The organism is Lacrimispora amygdalina, from assembly GCF_003432035.1.
Classification (GTDB): Bacteria; Bacillota; Clostridia; order Lachnospirales; family Lachnospiraceae; genus Lacrimispora; species Lacrimispora amygdalina.
Genome location: NZ_QOHO01000030.1, coordinates 14,047 through 33,322 on the forward strand (window position 1 = coordinate 14,047; position 19,276 = coordinate 33,322).

21 protein-coding genes are annotated in these 19,276 nt (G+C 42.8%); 3 read left to right on the top strand and 18 right to left on the bottom strand.

The genetic code is table 11. The annotated features are described in order from the left end of the window. Nucleotides 1-6: 6 nt before the first annotated feature. Genes DS742_RS10765 through DS742_RS10775 form a run of 3 tightly spaced genes read right to left on the bottom strand, consistent with a single transcriptional unit; the run spans nt 7 to nt 1,222 of the window. Nucleotides 7-189: a DUF1858 domain-containing protein gene (locus DS742_RS10765; protein WP_437126170.1), complete on the bottom strand. Its 183-nt coding sequence runs from the start codon at nt 187-189 to the stop codon at nt 7-9. A gap of 15 nt (nt 190-204) precedes the next feature. Beyond that, nucleotides 205-867, bottom strand: coding sequence for an anaerobic carbon-monoxide dehydrogenase catalytic subunit (locus DS742_RS10770; RefSeq protein ID WP_117417010.1), 663 nt, complete (start codon nt 865-867; stop codon nt 205-207). A gap of 19 nt (nt 868-886) precedes the next feature. Further along, nucleotides 887-1,222, bottom strand: coding sequence for a cupin domain-containing protein (locus tag DS742_RS10775; protein WP_117417011.1), 336 nt, complete (start codon nt 1,220-1,222; stop codon nt 887-889). Between the two features lie 156 nt (nt 1,223-1,378). On the opposite strand from DS742_RS10775, the gene DS742_RS10780 reads away from it, so the two are divergent. Continuing rightward, on the top strand, nt 1,379-2,062 hold the full coding sequence (locus DS742_RS10780; RefSeq protein ID WP_117417012.1) for a Crp/Fnr family transcriptional regulator: 684 nt from the start codon (nt 1,379-1,381) through the stop codon (nt 2,060-2,062). Between the two features lies 1 nt (nt 2,063). On the opposite strand, the gene DS742_RS10785 is transcribed toward DS742_RS10780, so the two are convergent. The 5 genes from DS742_RS10785 to DS742_RS10805 form a co-directional block, all read right to left on the bottom strand. Then, nucleotides 2,064-3,452, bottom strand: coding sequence for a HAMP domain-containing sensor histidine kinase (locus tag DS742_RS10785; protein WP_117417013.1), 1,389 nt, complete (start codon nt 3,450-3,452; stop codon nt 2,064-2,066). Nucleotides 3,453-3,457: 5 nt separating this feature from the next. Continuing rightward, nucleotides 3,458-4,156, bottom strand: a complete 699-nt coding sequence (locus DS742_RS10790) for a response regulator transcription factor (protein WP_117417014.1) — start codon at nt 4,154-4,156, stop codon at nt 3,458-3,460. 73 nt (nt 4,157-4,229) lie between these two features. Beyond that, the gene (gene copZ / locus DS742_RS10795; RefSeq protein WP_117417015.1) at nt 4,230-4,439 is read right to left on the bottom strand and encodes a copper chaperone CopZ; all 210 of its coding nucleotides are present in this window, start codon (nt 4,437-4,439) and stop codon (nt 4,230-4,232) included. A gap of 23 nt (nt 4,440-4,462) precedes the next feature. Then, nucleotides 4,463-5,182, bottom strand: coding sequence for a hypothetical protein (locus DS742_RS10800; RefSeq protein WP_117417016.1), 720 nt, complete (start codon nt 5,180-5,182; stop codon nt 4,463-4,465). Nucleotides 5,183-5,189: 7 nt separating this feature from the next. Then, nucleotides 5,190-7,670: a heavy metal translocating P-type ATPase gene (locus DS742_RS10805; protein WP_117417017.1), complete on the bottom strand. Its 2,481-nt coding sequence runs from the start codon at nt 7,668-7,670 to the stop codon at nt 5,190-5,192. A gap of 141 nt (nt 7,671-7,811) precedes the next feature. Here DS742_RS10805 and DS742_RS10810 point away from each other — a divergent pair, with 141 nt between their 5' ends. Further along, nucleotides 7,812-8,174 carry a winged helix-turn-helix transcriptional regulator gene (locus DS742_RS10810; RefSeq protein ID WP_117417018.1) on the top strand — a complete coding sequence of 121 codons (363 nt, stop codon included), beginning with the start codon at nt 7,812-7,814 and terminating at the stop codon, nt 8,172-8,174. A gap of 1 nt (nt 8,175) precedes the next feature. On the opposite strand, the gene DS742_RS10815 is transcribed toward DS742_RS10810, so the two are convergent. The 4 genes from DS742_RS10815 to DS742_RS10830 form a co-directional block, all read right to left on the bottom strand. Then, on the bottom strand, nt 8,176-8,715 hold the full coding sequence (locus DS742_RS10815) for a DUF2318 domain-containing protein (protein WP_117417019.1): 540 nt from the start codon (nt 8,713-8,715) through the stop codon (nt 8,176-8,178). A 135-nt stretch (nt 8,716-8,850) separates the two neighbouring features. After that, entirely contained in the window at nt 8,851-10,722 is a 1,872-nt protein-coding gene (locus DS742_RS10820; RefSeq protein WP_117417020.1) for an urease accessory protein UreH domain-containing protein, read from the bottom strand. Nucleotides 10,723-10,871: 149 nt separating this feature from the next. Further along, entirely contained in the window at nt 10,872-11,660 is a 789-nt protein-coding gene (locus DS742_RS10825) for a shikimate kinase (protein ID WP_117417021.1), read from the bottom strand. Between the two features lie 77 nt (nt 11,661-11,737). Further along, nucleotides 11,738-12,076 (bottom strand): winged helix-turn-helix transcriptional regulator, encoded by a 339-nt coding sequence (locus DS742_RS10830; RefSeq protein WP_117417022.1) that lies wholly within the window; start codon nt 12,074-12,076, stop codon nt 11,738-11,740. Nucleotides 12,077-12,194: 118 nt separating this feature from the next. On the opposite strand from DS742_RS10830, the gene DS742_RS10835 reads away from it, so the two are divergent. Then, on the top strand, nt 12,195-12,590 hold the full coding sequence (locus DS742_RS10835) for a pyridoxamine 5'-phosphate oxidase family protein (protein ID WP_117417023.1): 396 nt from the start codon (nt 12,195-12,197) through the stop codon (nt 12,588-12,590). 54 nt (nt 12,591-12,644) lie between these two features. On the opposite strand, the gene DS742_RS10840 is transcribed toward DS742_RS10835, so the two are convergent. The 6 genes from DS742_RS10840 to DS742_RS10865 form a co-directional block, all read right to left on the bottom strand. Beyond that, a complete protein-coding gene (locus DS742_RS10840) occupies nt 12,645-14,315 on the bottom strand; it encodes a methyl-accepting chemotaxis protein (protein WP_117417024.1) in 1,671 nt (556 codons plus the stop codon). A 493-nt stretch (nt 14,316-14,808) separates the two neighbouring features. Further along, nucleotides 14,809-16,020, bottom strand: a complete 1,212-nt coding sequence (locus tag DS742_RS10845) for a DUF438 domain-containing protein (RefSeq protein ID WP_117417025.1) — start codon at nt 16,018-16,020, stop codon at nt 14,809-14,811. Nucleotides 16,021-16,112: 92 nt separating this feature from the next. Further along, complete coding sequence (locus DS742_RS10850) at nt 16,113-16,301, bottom strand: ferredoxin (RefSeq protein WP_117417026.1); 189 nt, start codon at nt 16,299-16,301, stop codon at nt 16,113-16,115. 196 nt (nt 16,302-16,497) lie between these two features. Next, the gene (locus DS742_RS10855; RefSeq protein WP_117417027.1) at nt 16,498-17,595 is read right to left on the bottom strand and encodes a glycerol dehydrogenase; all 1,098 of its coding nucleotides are present in this window, start codon (nt 17,593-17,595) and stop codon (nt 16,498-16,500) included. A 135-nt stretch (nt 17,596-17,730) separates the two neighbouring features. Further along, nucleotides 17,731-18,072: a hydrogenase maturation nickel metallochaperone HypA/HybF gene (locus DS742_RS10860; RefSeq protein ID WP_117417028.1), complete on the bottom strand. Its 342-nt coding sequence runs from the start codon at nt 18,070-18,072 to the stop codon at nt 17,731-17,733. A gap of 23 nt (nt 18,073-18,095) precedes the next feature. After that, nucleotides 18,096-19,094, bottom strand: a complete 999-nt coding sequence (locus DS742_RS10865) for a DUF5692 family protein (protein ID WP_117417029.1) — start codon at nt 19,092-19,094, stop codon at nt 18,096-18,098. Nucleotides 19,095-19,276: the final 182 nt, after the last annotated feature.

Here is a 19,276-nt window from a genome sequence, read left to right on the forward strand (position 1 = left end):
TTTTCTCTATTTGTTTAATTGTTCCAGTACTTCGTCCGCATCAAGTCCGTGAACCATGCAGGCTTCCTCTAAGGATTCCATCTGTGAGGATGGGCAGCCAAGGCAGTGCATTCCGCAGGCCATTAAAATCTCTGCTGCTTCCGGTTTGCTTCTTAAAATTTCTCCAATATACATTTCTTTCGTTATCATCATTTCTTCCTCCTGTTAATTGAATGTTGTTAATTCATTGGTTATATTTGTTAAATCTTCCTTCGGCATTGGAATCAGAGAAATATGATAGTTCTCTTCCAGTATTGCCAGTAATTTGCGAGTGACTAACTCCTGCATGGATTTATAATCCGGTATTACAATAAAAGGACTATTCTGGCAGACGCTCCCTGCTGCGCTTTCATTCATTTCTGCCGTTTCCGCCACAACCGGAAGAAGGTCTTCCATAGTTAAGTCATAGCTTATGATAGACAAAGCTTTGTAAAAGAATTCATTTATTTTTTCATTTTCATATCCCTCTGCCATGGCAGGAAGTGCATAAACTGCGATTCCTTTGATGCCATATAGAATCAGGGACTTTAAAGAACGAATTTCTTCCTCGCTGGTCCAGATATTTTTTACGTCATAATCAGAGGTGTTGCCGCAGACACTTTTACAAACTGCACAGCCTGGAGCGATCCTGTCTTTTTCTCTTCTGACTTTTAAAAGCATATCTGACAGGGCCTGATCATCAAAACCTGCGTCGCTAATTGTTGTTATTAAACCTTCCATCAGAAGTCTGGTTACGGCCGACTGGCGGATATTCATCTTACACGCTTTTGCCAGGCCAATAAGCGCTCCAGTCAGCTCATCGGAAAAACCGGACATTTGATTTTCCATCTTTTTGTACAGCCTTTCTTTAGAATATTACCACCAAAGACATCTTAAAGCATTCCTGCCCGTACACAGCATGAGGCTTTTTCGCCGGCATTACCAGGGTTTCCCCTTCGTTTAAAATAAATTCGGTTCCGTCTACAGTGAATTTTCCTGTTCCTTCCAGGACTGTGACCATGGCATCACCATTGGACTCATGAGTACTGATCTCTTCTCCCTTATCAAAGGCAAACAGCGTAACGCTGACTGACTGATTCTGTACCAGAGTTTTACTTACAATCTGACCCTTTTGTATCTCAACTAAATCTGATAACTTAAGGATTTCTTCCTGCGCTATATTTTTTAAGAGTTTCTCTGACATTTGTCTCCCTCCTTATTTTGTTCTTGTCTTTCTATGGTGATTATAATATAATATTATCATCATTTCTGTTGTTTTAACAACATTTTAAAAAAATTATTAAAAAATGGAACTATTTTACACAAAAGAACGGGAATCACACTTAGGAGGCACTATCATATGGAAGAATTTCTGCCTGTTTTAAAAAAATCCAGCTTGTTTTCAGGTGTCTCACCTGATGAAATCAGAAGCATGTTAAAATGCTTATCTGCACGAATGAAGCATTTTAAAAAAGATGAGTTTATTATAAGAAGCGGTGATTACATTCATTCCGTGGGAATGGTCCTTTCCGGAACTGCGCTGATTATACAGGAGGATTTCTGGGGAAAGCGCAGCATTATTTCAGAAGTAATGCCCGGGACGCTGTTTGCGGAAACCTATGCCTGCATCTCCTCAGTTCCCATTGAAATGAGCGTCGTTGCTGATTCTGACTGTGAGATTATGTTTTTGGATTTTAATAAGATTTTAACTGTATGCACCTCAGCCTGCGGCTTTCACACCCGGCTGATCCAGAATTTCCTGTCGGCGATTGCCGGAAGGAATCTGGTCCTGACTAAAAAGATGCAGCACATGTCAAAAAAGACAATCAGGGAAAAACTGCTCTCCTACCTCTCCGCAGAGTCTTTAAAGAGCAATTCTTCCACATTTGATATTCCGTTTAACAGACAGCAGCTGGCAGATTATCTTTCCGTAGACCGGAGTGCGCTGTCCAATGAACTGAGTAAATTACAGGCAGAAGAAATTCTAAATTTTAATAAAAACCGGTTTACTCTGAAAGAGCAGGGACCGGAAGGATATTTATAAATTATAAATCTGACTTTGGAATCGAGACTGTAAAACAGCTTCCCGATTCCTCTTTGCTTTCTGCCTCTACGGTACCCCCATGGGCTTCCACGATGGATTTTACGATGGTAAGGCCGATTCCTGCGCCTCCTGTTTTCCGGTTTCTGGATCTATCTGTGCGGTAAAAACGCTGGAATATAAGAGGAAGCTCTTCTTCCTTAATTCCTATTCCTGTATCCGCGATTGTTACTATTCCATTTTCCTTTGTTTGATATACTTCGATCCGGATACTTCCGCCCTCCGGCGTATATTTAACGGCATTGGAAAGCAAGTTTGAAAATACCTGTCCCATTCGGTTTTTGTCCCCTTCCACAAAAACCGGTTCTCCTTTTATGCCAAGAACCAGCTTCTTCTTATTGATTTCCCCTGTCATATTCTCCGCTGCCGTTTGGACTGCCGAAAATAAATCCATGGGACCTTTGTTTATACGGAATCCGTCCCCTTCTATCTTTGCCAGCTGCTCCAAATCAGCTACCAGAGTACCAAGGCGTTTTACTTCTTCATGACAGCTTTTTAAGCGCTCTGGTGTCGCCTCCCACAGCCCCTCAGTCATTGCTTCCAGATGAGTTCCAAGCGCTGTTAAGGGCGTCCGCAGTTCATGAGCAACATCAGCGGTCAGCCGCTTGCGCAGGTTCTCCTGCTCACTGAGATCGTCAGATAAATGGTTGATCGCTATACCCAGATCATCAAGTTCTTTAATCCTGGTTCCCGGTTCGAATTTAAGATCATAGTTTCCCGTTGAGATCTGCTTGGCAATATAGGCAGTTTTTGTGACCGGGCGGGAAATTCTGCTTCCTAAAAGACAGCCGACCACTATGGCACAGATACCCGATAAAACGCCAATGACAAGCAGTACAATGTTCATCACACGGATAAAATTAAAATCCGTTTCGTTCATGAAAAACGGTCCGTAATATTTAATGGAGACAGAACCCGTCTTTTTTCCATTTTGAGTCAGCTCATAGGTATGATCCACAAAACCGCCTTTAGCCCCCCGTTCTTTCATTCGTGCGGAGATTTCGTCCATAATCTGGCCGCAAAGCCGCATATCATGATTCTCTGCATCCCAGACCATGTTCCCATCTGCATCGTAAAGCTTTACGATATATCCGTCATATAAGGAATTCATACCGATTGCATGAACGTAATCCACCCTCCAGCTTCTCTTAAACTCATCATACTGGCTTCCCAGTTCATCTGCAATATTATCCCGCCGCTCCTGACCGGTTTTGGTAATATATTTTTCAAACTCCCAGTTAATGAGCAGGTTAGAGGCAAGTCCGATTAATGCAATGGTAATGAGCAGAGTCAGAAGTATGGTCATGGAAAGCTGTTTTTTTAAGGTCTTCATATTCATCAGCCTCCGAACTTATAGCCCAGCCCGGGAATCGTTAATACATAGGCGGGATTTTTGGGATCATCCTCTATTTTCTTTCTGATATTCTTAATATGGCTGTCAATGGCTCTGTCATAACCCCCAAAGTCTCTGCCCAATGCAGCTTCTATCAGTTCCTCTCTGGTAAATACCTTGCCGGGATATTTGATCAGCGCGGATAATATTTTCAGTTCACTTGGTGTAAGTGTGAGGCTAAACCCTTTTTTTATTACCTCATTTTTCTCAAAATCCACCACAAGATCTCCGTCTCCCCAGGAGTTTCGCTTAACCAGGGGCACCAGATCACTTTCCGTACGCCTTAGTACTGCCTCCACTCTGGCATACAGCTCCTTTAAACCAAAGGGTTTCATGATATAGTCATCCGCCCCCAGCCCAAGTCCGCTTACCACATCCTCTTCCTCCACTCTGGCCGTGAGCATAATCACAGGCACCCGGGATTTTTTGCGGATGGCTGTGCAGATCTCTTCTCCTGAGATATCCGGCAGCATTAAATCCAGTATGACAAGTGAGATATTTTCCGTATCAAATATTTCCAATGCCTTTTTTCCGTTTTCAGCGGGGAATGTTTTAAATCCTTTACTTTCCAAAAGCATGCATACCACTTCAAGAATCTTCGGTTCATCATCTACTACCAGCACATGCCTGCAGTTATTGTGCATTCTTTCACCTCAATTTCACGAAACTTTCAGTATGAAAAGAGGGAACCGGTCAATTTCCGGTTCCCGTCTTTCTTTATTCTACTACATCATAACCCTGATCTTCAATCTCAGCTTTAATTTTTTCCACAGATGCTTCGTCAGGATTGTGGTCAACAGTCACGGTTTTGGCAGATAAATCAACCGCTACTCCTGTTACTCCGGATAATGCTCCTACTGCTCCGGTGATAGCCTTTACACAATGCTCACATGCCATTCCATCCACGTTTATTACTGTCTTTGCCATATCAATTTCCTCCATCTTTCTAACTATTTTATATCAAAAGGCTTTAAAAACTTATTGACCTGCATTTTCTTTCCGTGTTCCATTACGGTAACGGGAGCGTAGATCCAGCCTTCCACCTTCTCAGGGTCCACACCGGCGGCTATGAACGGCTCCGGCTCCAGGACAAACACAATGTCCTTATCCTGTGTTTTTCCGGTTGATGCACTGGTTTCTAAATTTTTCGCCCATTCAAACATATTTCCGCCGCCAAGCTTTACTCCAAAATGGTCCATAACCCCATGATAATTAATCAGGCTGCGGTCGTTTTTTACAAGTCCTTCATATGCTGACAGGGGAGATTCGTCCGTATCCGCTGAACCGTCTTCTTTCAGCTTCATTCCCATAGTTATGAGATCATCGCTTACGTCGTAATCTGCCGGAAGCTTTCCTGTATCAAGCCCGGCTGAAATAAATGGGGCTGCATCTGCCTGAAGCTTCAAATCATAACGGGAATTCTCATCGCTTGCGCTGCTCCAGGTAAAGCGGACACTGCTGTCAGGAGCAGTTAATGTAAAGCCTTTTCCTTCATCATCTTTCCTTACCAGATCCGGAATTGCGTTTAGTACCATTTCATAGGACTGTACAGACTTTTTACCAATTACATCAGTGCTGCCTCCGGCACTTTCCACTGCCAGAAATACGATTCCTGCTACCACCAGCACACCTGCGGCTATTGCTGTCATTACTTTCTTATTTTTTAACATGTATTTGTCACCTCTTTCCTGTTTCAGGCTTAAATCTCTTTAACCGCAGCGCGTTGGCGAGTACGGATACAGAGCTTAAGCTCATGGCTGCCGCTGCAAAAATAGGGTTTAACAGGGGGCCATTAAATAACAGATGTAAAAGTCCTGCTGCAATGGGGATTCCAATTACATTATAACCGAATGCCCAGAAGAGATTTTGCTTAATATTGCGGATGGTGTGTTTGCTTAAATTAATTGCTGTAGGTACATCCATCAGATCGGAACGCATAAGAACAATATCTGCTGATTCCATGGCTACATCGGTACCGGAACCGATGGCAATTCCGATATCAGCCTGTGCAAGCGCAGGTGCATCGTTGATTCCATCTCCTACCATGGCCACCTTCCGGTTCTCTGACTGAAGCTTTTTCACCTCATTGGATTTATCCTGTGGAAGAACCTCAGCCAGAACACGGTCAATGCCCACCTGCTTTGCAATGGCTGATGCTGTCTTCTTATTATCACCGGTGATCATCGCAACTTCAATTCCCATCCTATGAAGACGTTCAATGGCTGCACGGCTGGATTCTTTCACCACATCAGCAACCGCTACAATTCCTGCCAGTTCACCGTCTATGGCCACATACATGGGAGTCTTTCCTTCTTCTGCCAGTTTATCTGAAATCTCTTCCATGCCTGCCAGGGAAATATTCTGCTCATCCATCAGCTTTCTGTTTCCTGCAAGAATTTCTTCTCCTTCCAGACGGGCTTTAATTCCGCGTCCGGTGAGGGAATCAAACTGCTCTGCTTCCAAAAGGGAAAGTCCTGCTTCCTTAGCTCCAAGAACAATTGCCTGGCCAAGAGGATGCTCGGAACCTCTCTCTGCAGATGCCGTAAGCTGTAGGAGACGATCCTTTAAAATTCCGCCTGCCACAAGCACATCGGTCACTTTTGGTTTCCCTTCTGTAATCGTTCCTGTTTTATCAAATACTATGGTATTTATCTTATGAGCGGTCTCTAAAGCTTCTCCGCCCTTAATTAAAATCCCGTTCTCTGCACCTTTTCCCGTACCTACCATGATAGCGGTTGGTGTAGCCAGTCCAAGAGCGCAGGGGCAGGCAATTACAAGTATGGATATGAAGATGGTAAGTGCAAATTTTAAATCTCCTGCTGTGCCGATGTACCAGCCAATTCCTGCAAGAAGAGCAATGGCGCAGACTACAGGTACAAAGTAACCGGAAACAATGTCCGCCATCTGGGCAATGGGGGCTTTTGATCCCTGGGCATCCTCCACCAGCTTGATAATCTGGGCAAGAGCCGTATCGCTTCCTATTTTTTCAGCTTTAAACTGAATCACACCGGTAGTATTGATTGATGCCGCATAAACCGGATCTCCTTCTTTTTTGTCCACCGGCATACTTTCACCGGTAAGCATGGATTCATCAATAGCAGTGTGACCGCCTGTAACAGTTCCGTCTACGGGAATTTTATCGCCTGGCTTTACCAGAATCACATCGCCGATTACCACTTCATCAATGGGAATTTCCTTTTCCTGTCCATTTTCTAAGATTACCGCCGTTTTAGGGGCCAGACCCATAAGCTTTTTAATAGCTTCACTGGTTCTTCCTTTGGAAACAGCCTCTAATGTCTTGCCAAGCATAATCAATGTGATAATTACACCTGCTGTTTCATAATAAAGGGCATCCACTGCCATAAAATGTCCGGTTGCAATCTGAAATGTATTATAAATGCTGTATAAAACAGCTGCTGTTGTACCGATTGCAATGAGTGAGTCCATATTGGGACTTTTCTGAAACAGCGCCTTAAAGCCAATGGTATAAAACTTATATCCAACTCCGATGACCGGTGCTACTAATATCATTTCAACCAGGGCATATAAAAGCGGATAGTTCATAGGTTCAAGAGCGGCTGGGAATGGAAGACGGATAAAGCTGATCATTGGTGCCATTGCTATATATAACAAAGGAAGGGAGAATACGGCAGAAATTGTAAATTTCGTCCACAGTGTTTTGATCTCTCTCTGTTTTCTGGCCCTGTCTTCGTCTGCTGCATCTGCCTTATTCACTTCCAGTGCCTGATATCCCGCTTTTTCAATAGCGCTTTTAATGGCGGACAGTCTTACTTTTCCCGGATCGTAGGCTACAGTAGCCTTTTCTGTAGCAAAATTCACAGATGAGCTTTCCACGCCCTCCAGCTTTCCAATGGCTTTTTCCACACGTCTGGCACAGGCCGCACAGGTCATACCGCCAATGGGAATCGTGACATCGGAATTCTTCGGTTTTTCTGCTACTTCATAACCTATTTTAGCAACCGCTGCCTTAATATCAGATAAATTCAGACTGCTGCTGTCGTATTCTACAAAAAGCTTTTCGCTGGCAAGGTTTACAGAAGCCTGATTGATCCCTGACAGCTTTCTTACTGTTTTTTCTATTCTTTGTGCACATGCTGCACATGTCATACCTCTTATATCTAAAGTTTGATTTTCCATTTCTTTCACCTCTTTTAATTGACTGATGCCTCTTGAAGTTTTCGAGTACTCATGGTATTATTATGTCAGATATCGCAAATATTGCAAGTATGCACTTTTTAGTGATATAGTACCTAAAAAGATACTAAAGGAGGAACCCCTATGCCCCCAATCCATTGTGCCGGCTTCAACTGCCCGGTAGACGCGACCTTAGATATGATCGGAGGAAAATACAAGGCTCTGATTCTATGGCATCTCATCGACCATACTTTAAGATTTGGAGAATTGCGCAAACTTATACCTCAGGCAACACCTAAAATGCTGACCCAGCAGTTAAGAGAACTGGAAGATAATAATTTAATTGTCCGAACCGTTTATCCTGTGGTTCCTCCGAAGGTGGAATACACACTGTCAGACCTAGGAACCAGCATACGCCCCATCTTGGAGGCCATGTATAAATGGGGAGCAGATTACCTAAACCAGAATGGTCTAATCGTAAACTGCTCCATGAAATGTCCTGATTAAATTAGTAAGATCTTTTCCAGTTAGCAAATATCTGCCTGGATTCCTTTAAAAAGTCAGAAGAGATCGTGATGGATTCATCAGTCACGGTCTTATTCTGATCGAATATAGGCCATGGATTACAGCCTCCCGCTTCCACTTCAACCTGGCTCATAGGGAACCTGTTACCACAGTTCTGGCATACCAGCTCGTCCCCATCCTGTTTATAGTATCCCCTTCCTGAATCATAACATACCTGACATGTATTAAATGCAGTACGTATGGTTCCATCAGGCGCTTTTACAGCCAGAACCTCCATTTTTGTACCATCTGCTTCTACAGGGTAAAAGGTAACTTTGTCGGTGATATCAGATACCGGTATTACAAGATCTGCCGCCTGTATACTTCCACTCTCTTTCGCGGTCTTTGAAGATGTGGTTTCCTGTGTTTTAGTACCGGTATTTAAGCTGCAGGCAGTCAGCACAAATACAGTCAGCACCGCGGCTGCAGCTGTCTTAACTGCAGATACACCTTTTCTTTCATTTCCTTTTCTGTTCTGTTTCATCTTTATTCTCCTTTTTTTCCGTTATTTCTCATAAAAAATAATCCTGCTATCAGAGCCGCTGCAGGCAGTATACAATGCCAGTGACTATATAATAATTCCATAAACCGTTCTCCTTTCCGTCGTATCAGAAATTAATTATCCGTGGCACGATCCCCCGGAACCCTGAAACGTATCCTCAGGCCAGATCATAGTCTGAAATTTACTTACTTCATCTTTCACTGCATTTAAATCAACGTTTTCCAAATCGTCCACTACCTTTATATAACCATAAAAGGAATTGTCTCCTGTTGAAAAATCGAAGCTCTTTTCCGGTATAAAATACAGGGTATTTTCTCCTTTTTCCAGATACAGTTCAGTAAAAAAATCAGGAATCAGAAGATTTGTACCATAGTCGATATCCGACCGGTTATCAATAAATGTCCATTCTGTGTCCACACCGGCTTTCACCACCGCAACCGCAGGTTTAAATCCTTGATTGGTCAGTTCCAGTGTAATTTTCTGAACGGGTTTTCCATTGTCAGCCGTTGTTTCCTGAGCAAGCACCACATCGTCAACCGGTATGGTGTAACCGGCTGGAACCGGTTTTTGAGGCGCATATTCTTTTAACACTCCCTGGCCCTCCGGTTGCTGGCCGCCATCTGTCTCTCCCTCTTTTGTGACATTAATAGACCCCCGTATCATACCCATCCAGCAGCTGTATGGAATCTTTCCTGTTTTATCCGGCGTAAATTCCACCACGTTTTCTCCTGTATGAAACGAGTACTCGATACCGTATTCCCGTATGATCATCCGGTTATTACAGCCATTTATACTTCCTGCCGGCGCGTCTATAATCCATTTTACCGGAATCCCGGCCTGGACTTTTATATTGGGATAACGTCCCGGATTTAAGGTGCTGTTGATCACCTGAACGCCGTCTTCCATTTTTATCTCGCCGGAATCTTCCTGTTTATTCCCACTGCTGCCTGAAAATCCAGGCAGGAAAGAAGAAGGACTGATTCCTGCTAAGCTGATTCCCTGGGTAAACATGGACAGCCCCAGTACCACCACTAAAACTGCACCTGCAGTCATGACTCTGCTTGAAAATTTCTTTGAAAGAACCGTTGATAAGGCTCCCAGAAAGAACATGAGAGGGACTGTACCAAGGCTGAATAAAAACATAGAAAGCGCACCAGAAAACGGATTTCCGGTTGACAGAGCATAGATCTGCATTGCCTGAAGAGGTCCGCAGGGCATAAGCCCGTTTAACAGACCTACAAAAAACGGACTGCTGCTTTTTGATTTTTTTTTCTGAATTTTAACAGCAATAAATTTTGGCATCCTTGGGTTCAGTCTGCGAAGCCAGGGGAAAATCCCCAGCATATTGACTCCCATAATTACCATAAAAATTCCAGCCGCCAGCTTCAAAACACCCTGGAAGGTATTGGAAAAGGTTACTGCCGCCCCAATCCCTCCTGCGAGAAAACCTGCCGCAGTATAAGAAATAACACGTCCCAGGTTATAAAGAAATGCAGGCCGTAAGGCTGCAATCCGTCCCTGGTTTAACTCCTCCTGTCCGCTTTTCGGAATACACTGGGAAAGGTTAATGCCGCCGCACATTGCCACACAGTGAACAGAGGTAATGAGGCCGATTATAAAGAGCATCCCGTATCCCATTGTTTCATCAGCAAGCTGACTGGGAACCAGGAGGTTTAACAGGCCGGATTGTTCTAAAAGCATATACAGGGACGCAATAATAATTAAAATTCCCACTGTCCTGTTCGTATCTTTTCTTTCCTGTCCCTGATCAGTTATTACGCTGTATCCCAGATTTTCAATGATTCCGGTTATACTCTGAAAGGAAATAATATCCGTATCAAAAGTAATCAGAGCAGTTCCCGTATTATAGCTCACCTCCGCTTTTTCAATTCCAGCTGTGTTACGCAATTTTTTTTCAATTTTATTCTGGCAGCTGATACAGGTCATTTTGCCGATACGCAATTTTTTCGTTCTGACTGCTGTTCCCATTACGCATCCTCCTTTTTCATTTCTGTATAGAGAATAACAGGACCATATGTAAAAGTTGTGTAGATGGTTTCCGGACACAAAAAAAACACGTATATCCCATGCTGTCAAATGAGATACACGTGCTGAAAAACCAGTGTTTCATATAAATGCTACACGGCTGATTCCAGTTTCATAAGTGACTGGATCAGCTCCTCACAGATGTCCACAATATTTTTACCGTCTGTTTCTATAATAATATCAGCCGCACTCTTGTAAAGACCTGCCCGTCTCTCCATCAGTCCCTTTATATATTCCACATTCATGTTTCCATTTAAGATGGGGCGCTCATCACTGTCCTTTACTCTCTCTAATATGGTTTCCGGGCTGGCTGTTAAAAGCACAATTCTGCTGTTTTTCTTTAAATTCTTCACATTCTCTTCCCTGATTACCGCACCCCCTCCGCAGGAGATGATCGTCTGCCTGCAGTCCTTTAAGCTGATGATGGCGCTGCTCTCGCAGTTGCGGAAATACTCCTCTCCGTACTCAGCAAAAATATCCTTAATGGGCATCTTCTGATCTTCCACGATTCTTGTGTCCACATCCACTTCATTCATAGCCAGCATATCTTTTAAACATTTGGACACTGTACTTTTGCCTGAACCCATAAAACCAATCAGGGCAATGTTATAATGAAACAGGTTCCTGCTTTGTACGCGTTTACTCTCTTCCATAATCTGACGGAAAATTCCAAGGAGTTCCTCTTTACAGCCATGTTTACCCATAGCCCGGATCAGAGTTTCCTGCTGGGCGTCTTCCTGCTCCGGCTGAAGTATGGGAAGCCCAAATGCTTTCTTGTATTCTATGATCTCCCCGATGCAGGAAAACCGTTTCATTAAAAGTTCCAGAATCTGTAGGTCATATTGATTCAGATCGTTTCTAATTTCTTTCAGTTCTCTCATTTTGCTTCTCCCTAAACTATCCGTTAGTATAATTTTTTACATTATACATACAGCTATGGGGTATTGTAAAGCAATTCTTACGCCTTTTCTTCAAGAAAATGAATATATTCATCTCCCCATTCTCCCAGTGCAATCAGGACTTTGTCAAATTTATCACCGATTTCACTTAAGAAATATTCCACCTTTGGCGGAATCTGGGAATATTCTTTTCTTACAATAAGTCCCTCATCTTCCAGAGATTTCAACTGTCTGGAAAGTGTGGTATGGGTAATCTCCTCCGGCATCATTCGCTTCAGTTCATTAAACCGCACCGGCCCATCCTTTAATAAATAAAGGAGATATATGGACCATTTACCAGAAAGGACTTTTTGAGAGGTAACGTAAGGACATATACCAAACAAGTCTTTTTTATCCATATAGGTATCCTCCTTGATACTAGGTATCATAAAATATCGTAGTTTACAAATAATTCATACTAGATATAATAATCTCGTAAACAAATTATAGCATGGATACCTGAAAGGAGCAAGAGCGATGAACGAAATCCTCAATTACTTAAAAGAATGCGGTACATTTTATTTAGCAACCACTGAGGGAGATCAGCCCCGTGTACGTCCCTTTGGTGCTGTATGTGAATTTGAAGAAAGGCTTTATATCACAACCAACAATCAGAAAAAAGTATTCGATCAGATGAAAAAGAATCCTAAAATTGAAATTTCTGCTATGAATAAGGGAACATGGATCAGACTGGAAGCCGAAGCTGTATGGGATGACCGCAGAGAAGCACGTGCTGCCATGATGGCCGACAACGAGGCTGCCCTCAGCCGTATGTATTCCGTTGATGATGGTATTTTTGCAGTTTTATATTTAAAGAATGCAACTGCAACAATTTTCTCCTTCACATCTGAGCCAAAAGTTGTTACTTTCTAATCTTAGCGGAAAACGGCAGCTGATAAACTGCCGTTTCCTTAAAAAATTCTTCTGTTATTTTAAACGGAATTTCTCCACTTCTTTAGAGAGTAAATGAGCCTGTGCCGCCAGTTCTTCACTGGAAGAAGAGCTTTCCTCAGCAGTGGCTGCATTGGTCTGAATAACTGCAGAGACTTGAGAAAGTCCCTGATTGATCTCATCAATTACAACTGCCTGTTTTGCAGATGCCTGTTCTATTTCTCCAACTGACCGTCCCACAAGCTCTGATTTTTCTCCTACTCCAAGGAGCAGTCTTGCTGTTTCCTCTGCCAGTTTCTCTCCCTCAGATACGATTTTTACAGAGTTTTGAATCAGGTCCGCGGTCTGTTTAGCTGCCTCTGCGGATTTCCCGGCAAGGTTTCTTACCTCATCAGCTACGACGGCAAAGCCCTTTCCTGCCTCGCCTGCACGGGCAGATTCCACTGCCGCATTCAGTGCAAGAATATTTGTCTGAAATGCAATATCCTCAATTACTTTCGTTATACTGGATATCTTTTCTGATGCAGTTCCGATGTCTTTCATTGCTGTGTTTAATTTCTGCATATATGCATTTCCCTCTTTCAGGCCTTTTCCGGTATCTTCAATATAAATCGTGGCTTTCTTCACGTTTTCTGCATTTTGATCCGCTTCCTTTGCTATGCTGCTCACCGACGCGCTTAATTCTTCCACAGTAGCGGCCTGTTCCGTGGTTCCTGATGCAAGCGCCTGGGCTGCTGATGCCACCTGGGCGGAGCCTTCGTTTACCTGGTCTGCGGCCACACTGATGGAAAGCAGCGTCCGGCTTAAATCATTTCTTATTTTCTGTAAGGCTAGACCAAGTACGTCTTTGTCGGAGCGAAGCGGAACCTCTGTTGTAAAGTCACCGTTGCTGATCTCTTCTGCTGCATTTACCTGTTTTTTAATACTGTCTGTCATTTGCATAAAAGCACCTGCAAGCTGTCCGGTTTCATCTTTTGAATCGATATGATCCAGATTAACATCAATATGACCTAATGCAATACGGCCTGCAGCTTCCACAACTTCAGTAATCGGGCGGCTGATCATGGCGGATATTCTATTTCCCAAAAACATGCCCGAGCATGCACCAAATATTACGACCAGTATCAGAATTATTATGAGAACATCAGCAGTAATACGATTGTCATTGTTCGTATTATGTGCCTCGCCCATGCGGTTATCAATGAGAATATCAAAGTTATCAAACATTTTTTGGATATTGTCGGTTTCCTTTAAAAGTTCAGCATATGCTTCTTCACTTTTTCCATCTCTTGCCTCCTTCAGACATTTCTGGATAGCAGGCTCAAAAGAATTATTAAACAGTTCCACCGATTCATCAAGAAGTGCAAAAGAAGCAGGATTGGTGATTGTTTCACGGTACTTTGCTATATTAGTCAGAAATTTTTCCTTATCACTTTGGAATCCCTGTTCCAGTTTATCCAGCTCACTGCTGTTACCAGCCACAATTACCATTGTTCTGGAATCTATACGAAACTGATACAGCCCCTCAATAGCTGCAATCAGATTTTCAATAGGCGCTGTCTGCTTTTCATATAAATATGTATCCATAGCGCTGATTCTGAAAAGTCCCGCAACTCCAGCCCCTCCCACTAAAAGCATGATCAGCGTCAGGCATAAAAAACCCGTCCGCAGTTTTCGGGAAATGCTGTAATTTTTAAAATTCTTCATTGGTTTCCTCCCTCGTTTATCTTTTGCAGCTAGTACCAAAATTACTATTCGCAGTATATTTGGTACTGCGGTATTCTTACTCTATTCCTGAATATAAGCGTATATAACTTGATTATGACGGTGATTTAGACGGCTTTCTTTTACTTTACTCATACACTTTATTTTGCCTGAAAGAACCCTGGACTGGGAGAAGAAAAAAAGTTTTCTCTCTTTTTAATGACGTGAATTATGACGGCGCTCTTTATTTAACAAACAAAATCGAAAGATGATTATTTAGTCAATTATTTTACTTTATATTTTTAAATGTTTAATTTATATGATTACTTCCTATTTGACAAACAATATATTTACGATGTATAATTTATATTGTCGAAAAACACATATTTTTGTAACCGCAGTACCAAATATACTGTGATAATTTATACCATTTAAGAGCACAGACACACTTTCGTTTTCTAACGAATCAGAGCCTGTACTCTTTATTTTTTTATTATTATTCTGACATTAACCGTTTCTCACCTGTAATATTTTGAATTTCATCAATATCCTGAGTGACTTCTAAAACCCCCAGATATTCTCCCGCTTCGCTGCGCACGGCATAATAACGGATCAATATATACTTTTTACCCATTCTGATCCAGAAATCTTCCTCATCTTTTACACCATTTTTAAAATCCTCCACAATTTTTTCAACGATATGGACACTTGCAGGCGGATGGCAGTTGGAAACATTTCTGCCAAGTATCGTTCTGGTTCTTGGAAATGCTCTGTTCTTTCCCTCGGAGAAATATTTTACTTTATCATCCTTGTTCACAAACGTGATATCAAAAGGCAGAGTGTTTAGTAAAGCAGTCAGTTCTTCTGTTTTCATCTCCCCCGACGGGAGCTTCACAATTCCGGCTTCCGGCTCAGTTGGTGCGTTTTCTTCTTTATCAGCTTCTTTCGGCTCCCACTGCGGCACATCCTCAATCATATAGCCGATTTCACCGCTTCCGTCTGCAATTGTTTTCCATTCCTCCTGGGTGAGATTCTCCAAAAGCATGGGAACCATGATATTTTCTTCCTTAAATATCATTTCCTCGATCTTATCAGCCATATCCTGCACTTTCCTTATGAGTGTTTCCGTTTGATCTGAATGACCCTCTAACAGGGCGGCTACTTCTTTGACCCGGGCTCTGATCTCGTCATCTACTCCCCACATAACCTTGGGGGGAGCCGTGATTCCATATTTCTCCATATACGGAAAATATAAATTTTCCTTTTTCTTATAATGAATGCTTAAATCCTTTAACTGATCCACTCCCGCTTTCAGCTGCTCCACTGCACCAGGATCATCAATCGCCGTCAGAGACAAAAAAGGACGGATTTCCTTTTCCAGTATGTGAGAGATCTTTTTATTTTCCTTAACCAGCACATGAACCGGGTGGCCGGGAATGAGCGCCGGCTGCTCCGGCTGATGGATTTCCTCTATTGATCCCTTAAATACCGCTGCATGAACATCACAGAGCTTCTGCACCTCTTCAACCGGAAGTCCCTCTGCAATCAATGCTCCTTCTGCTTCCGAGATCTCCGTAGCTGACACTCCGTGAAATACTTCTTCAAACTGGGTTTTCACTTCATCCACTGTTTTTCCTTCATGGAGCTGCCGGATAATATCTTTTATTGTCTTTTGTCTCATCTGACGGTTATTGATGTATTCACTCATAACAGTTCTCCTTTTCTCATTTTATAATGAAGTAATAAAAACACCTCTGTCTGATTCTTTACTTCTTTTTCAGAAAGAGGTGCCTTTAGTGATTATTCTACTTTAATTACAGAGACCGGACAGCTTTCCTGTGCTTCCACTGCCGATGATTCTACAGCTTCAGGTACAGTATCAACGTAAACTTCTGCAGGACCATCATCTCCCATTCTGAATACTTCGGGACAAATTGACGGGCAAAGTCCGCATTCAATGCAGCCTTCTCTATCTACTTCTGCTATCATTTTTTTAACTCCTTTCTGTTCTGTCCCGGGGACAGCTTTCATTCTTTGACCCTGAATGCACTTTTATTGTTGGTAACTTTTATAAAAAATATCCATTAATTTATATAGAATAAAAGAAAAAAGAAGATCTAAATAGTCCGGCCGCTTACTTTTAGGCCGGACTAATCAGATCTTCCCTTTTATTTACTGATCACTCTTACTTTCTTTTATCAAGATATTCCTGACCAAGCACATCTGCAGCAATTAAAGCATCATAAAGCTGTTCAGGAGTTACATCTCCGATCATATTATGGATGCTTTCCCCTTCTGCGCATGCATTCTTAGCCGCAATGCGGACTCTCTCTTTATCTGTTACTCCGATTTCTTTTAAAGTTACCGGCAAACCAACGCTTACACAGAATTCAAGCACCTGATTAAACTCAGCTGCCGGTGCATCTTCCAAAACCAGCTGTGCCAGCGTACCGAAGGCAACCACACAGCCGTGCATTGTGGCTTCACATTCTTCCAGAGCCGTAAATCCGTTGTATACGGAATGAGATACTGCCAGACCGCCGTTATCAGCGCCTACGCCGCTTAAATAAGTATTGGCTTCGATTATTGCCTCCAGCGCTGGTGTAACAATTTGATTCTCACAAGCCTTCAGCGCCTTGTAGCCGTCTTCTAAAAGAGTTTCATAGCAAAGTCTGCAAAGAGCCATGGCAGATTTTGTGATTCCCCCATTCTCCAGGCTGGGAGCTTTTGCCTTTTCACAGGCTCTCGCTTCAAAATAAGTGCCCAGCGCATCGCCCATTCCGGCAACCAGGAATTTAACCGGTGCGTGAGCGATAATATCAGAATCCACAATTACTGCATCCGGATTTTTCGGATAGAATATGTAATGGGAAAAGCTTCCGTCGTTGTTGTATATAACGGACAAACCGGTACAGGGAGCATCCGTTGCTACTACAGTAGGGATGATAACAACCGGCAGTTTCTCGTAATGAGCCGTTGCCTTTGCCGTATCAATGGCAGATCCGCCTCCAACTGCAGCCACACAGTCAATCTGATTCTCTCTGACGATCTTTTGCATCCGCTCTATTTCTCCGATGGAACTCACTCCGCCGAAGATCTCGAACTTTACTTTCGCACCTTTTCCTTCAAAGCTTTTCTCAATCTTTTCATGGCAGTTTTTATATCCGCTGTTGCTGCAGATAAAAAGAAATGATGTTCCAAGATCTTTTGTTTCTTCATACACCTCTGATAAAGCGCCCTGCCCCTGTACGTATTTTAAAGGTGATCTCATTAGTTTCAGCATAATAGTCTCCTCTCATCAATCAGTAAAAAAATATCGTTTATGCTATGTCAAATATACGCCTGCAATGCAGAAATGTCAATATTTTAACGAGATATAATTTCAGATAAACTTTAACTGATCTGATCAATGCAGAGTTTAACATGCCGCAATTTCTTTAATCAGGAACTCCCTTCCCCCCGTCAGTTCCCAGGAAAAGCTATGACAGAAAGGACATTTCATATATCCTTCTGTTACATGAAACACTTTATTACACTCCCTGCAGCGTCCAATGGCGGGAATAATTTCAATATCCAGACGGGCATTTTCAAGAATTGTCCCCTGTACTGCGGCAGGATAACACTGTTCCACATAATATGGAATAACAGAAGCCATCTCACCGATCTGCAGCACCAGGCTTTCTACCTGTGATAAGTTCTGCTCCATGACCACATTTTCCACAATCCGGACCACTTCTGACATGACTCCCAGTTCATGCATTCCATTCCTCCTGATCTATTCTTTTACACAGCCGGGTCAGTTTCCGCCAGGGCCTTCACATTGCGGTATGACTTTAAATCCGTATAAAGCTCCGGTCCGTATGGGCTGCGATGCTTTTTCCAGATATTGATCCCCATATACACAGCTACTGCCGCATTGGATAAGAGTGCAATCAGGCTGACTGCAAAATAAATGCCGGGCTTATAGGAAGAATCCACACGGAACTGCCCCACATCCTGAAATCCGGGAAAGGTCTGGGCAAACATGCACCAGAGAGCAAGCGTCTGAGCCCGGTGCTGCAGCCATGCACCCTTTCCAATGGTAAATGCACACAGCGTGGGTGCCAGCAAAAGTGCAAGCCCGCAGTACCATGCATGATGAGGCAGACAGTTATAGGTATAGGCAAAATTCCATATATCATAGGCGGCAATCCAGAACCAAAGCATGTCAGGCCAAAGCATATCCCTGCTCTTGTCTTTCGCCGTTGCCCTTCTCAGACAGATGCCGAACCACCCTGTTATGGTAACTATATTCAGAATTCCAGCTGCCGCATTCATAAAATTCCACGGGCCTCCCATCAGAAGTACGGAAACATCCGCAGCTGTATCCTGAGCTATGGTATGGTACGTCAATCCAACTTCCAGATCTCTCGTCACCGCTTCCATGATATTAACAGCCAGAATTAACGGCGGAAAGCAAAGAGCAAGACGGCTTTCACAAAGGCGGAATACCGTTTTGTCCTTTCTTGTTCGCTGATAATGCCTGATCAGCCAGAAACCGATGCAGCCTGCAGTAGCGGAATAGACCTTCGCAAGATGAAACCAGTCTGTATATGTACTGTTTCTCATTCCTGTAAACCAGAGAACGGATAATGCGGCGGGCATCACGAAGAAAAAAAGGAAACCAATCAACTTATAACGCCGTGACACCTCATTTAACAGAAATAACGAGGCAAATACCAGAAGCCACACCAGCAGATAAGTGCCGGGAAATGCTCCTTTTGCTGATTGAAATACAAACATGTTACTACCTCCAGTCAAAAATTTTTTTATTCTTTCATCGAACCTAAGGTTCTTTGTTTATATTTTAACACTCTATTTTTGCATTTGTCAAAATTTTTCTTGCATTTGACTGATTATTAGAGGTTTTCACCTTATTTTTTATTGATTTTTATATAAAATTACCATATAATTAGAATCGTGGT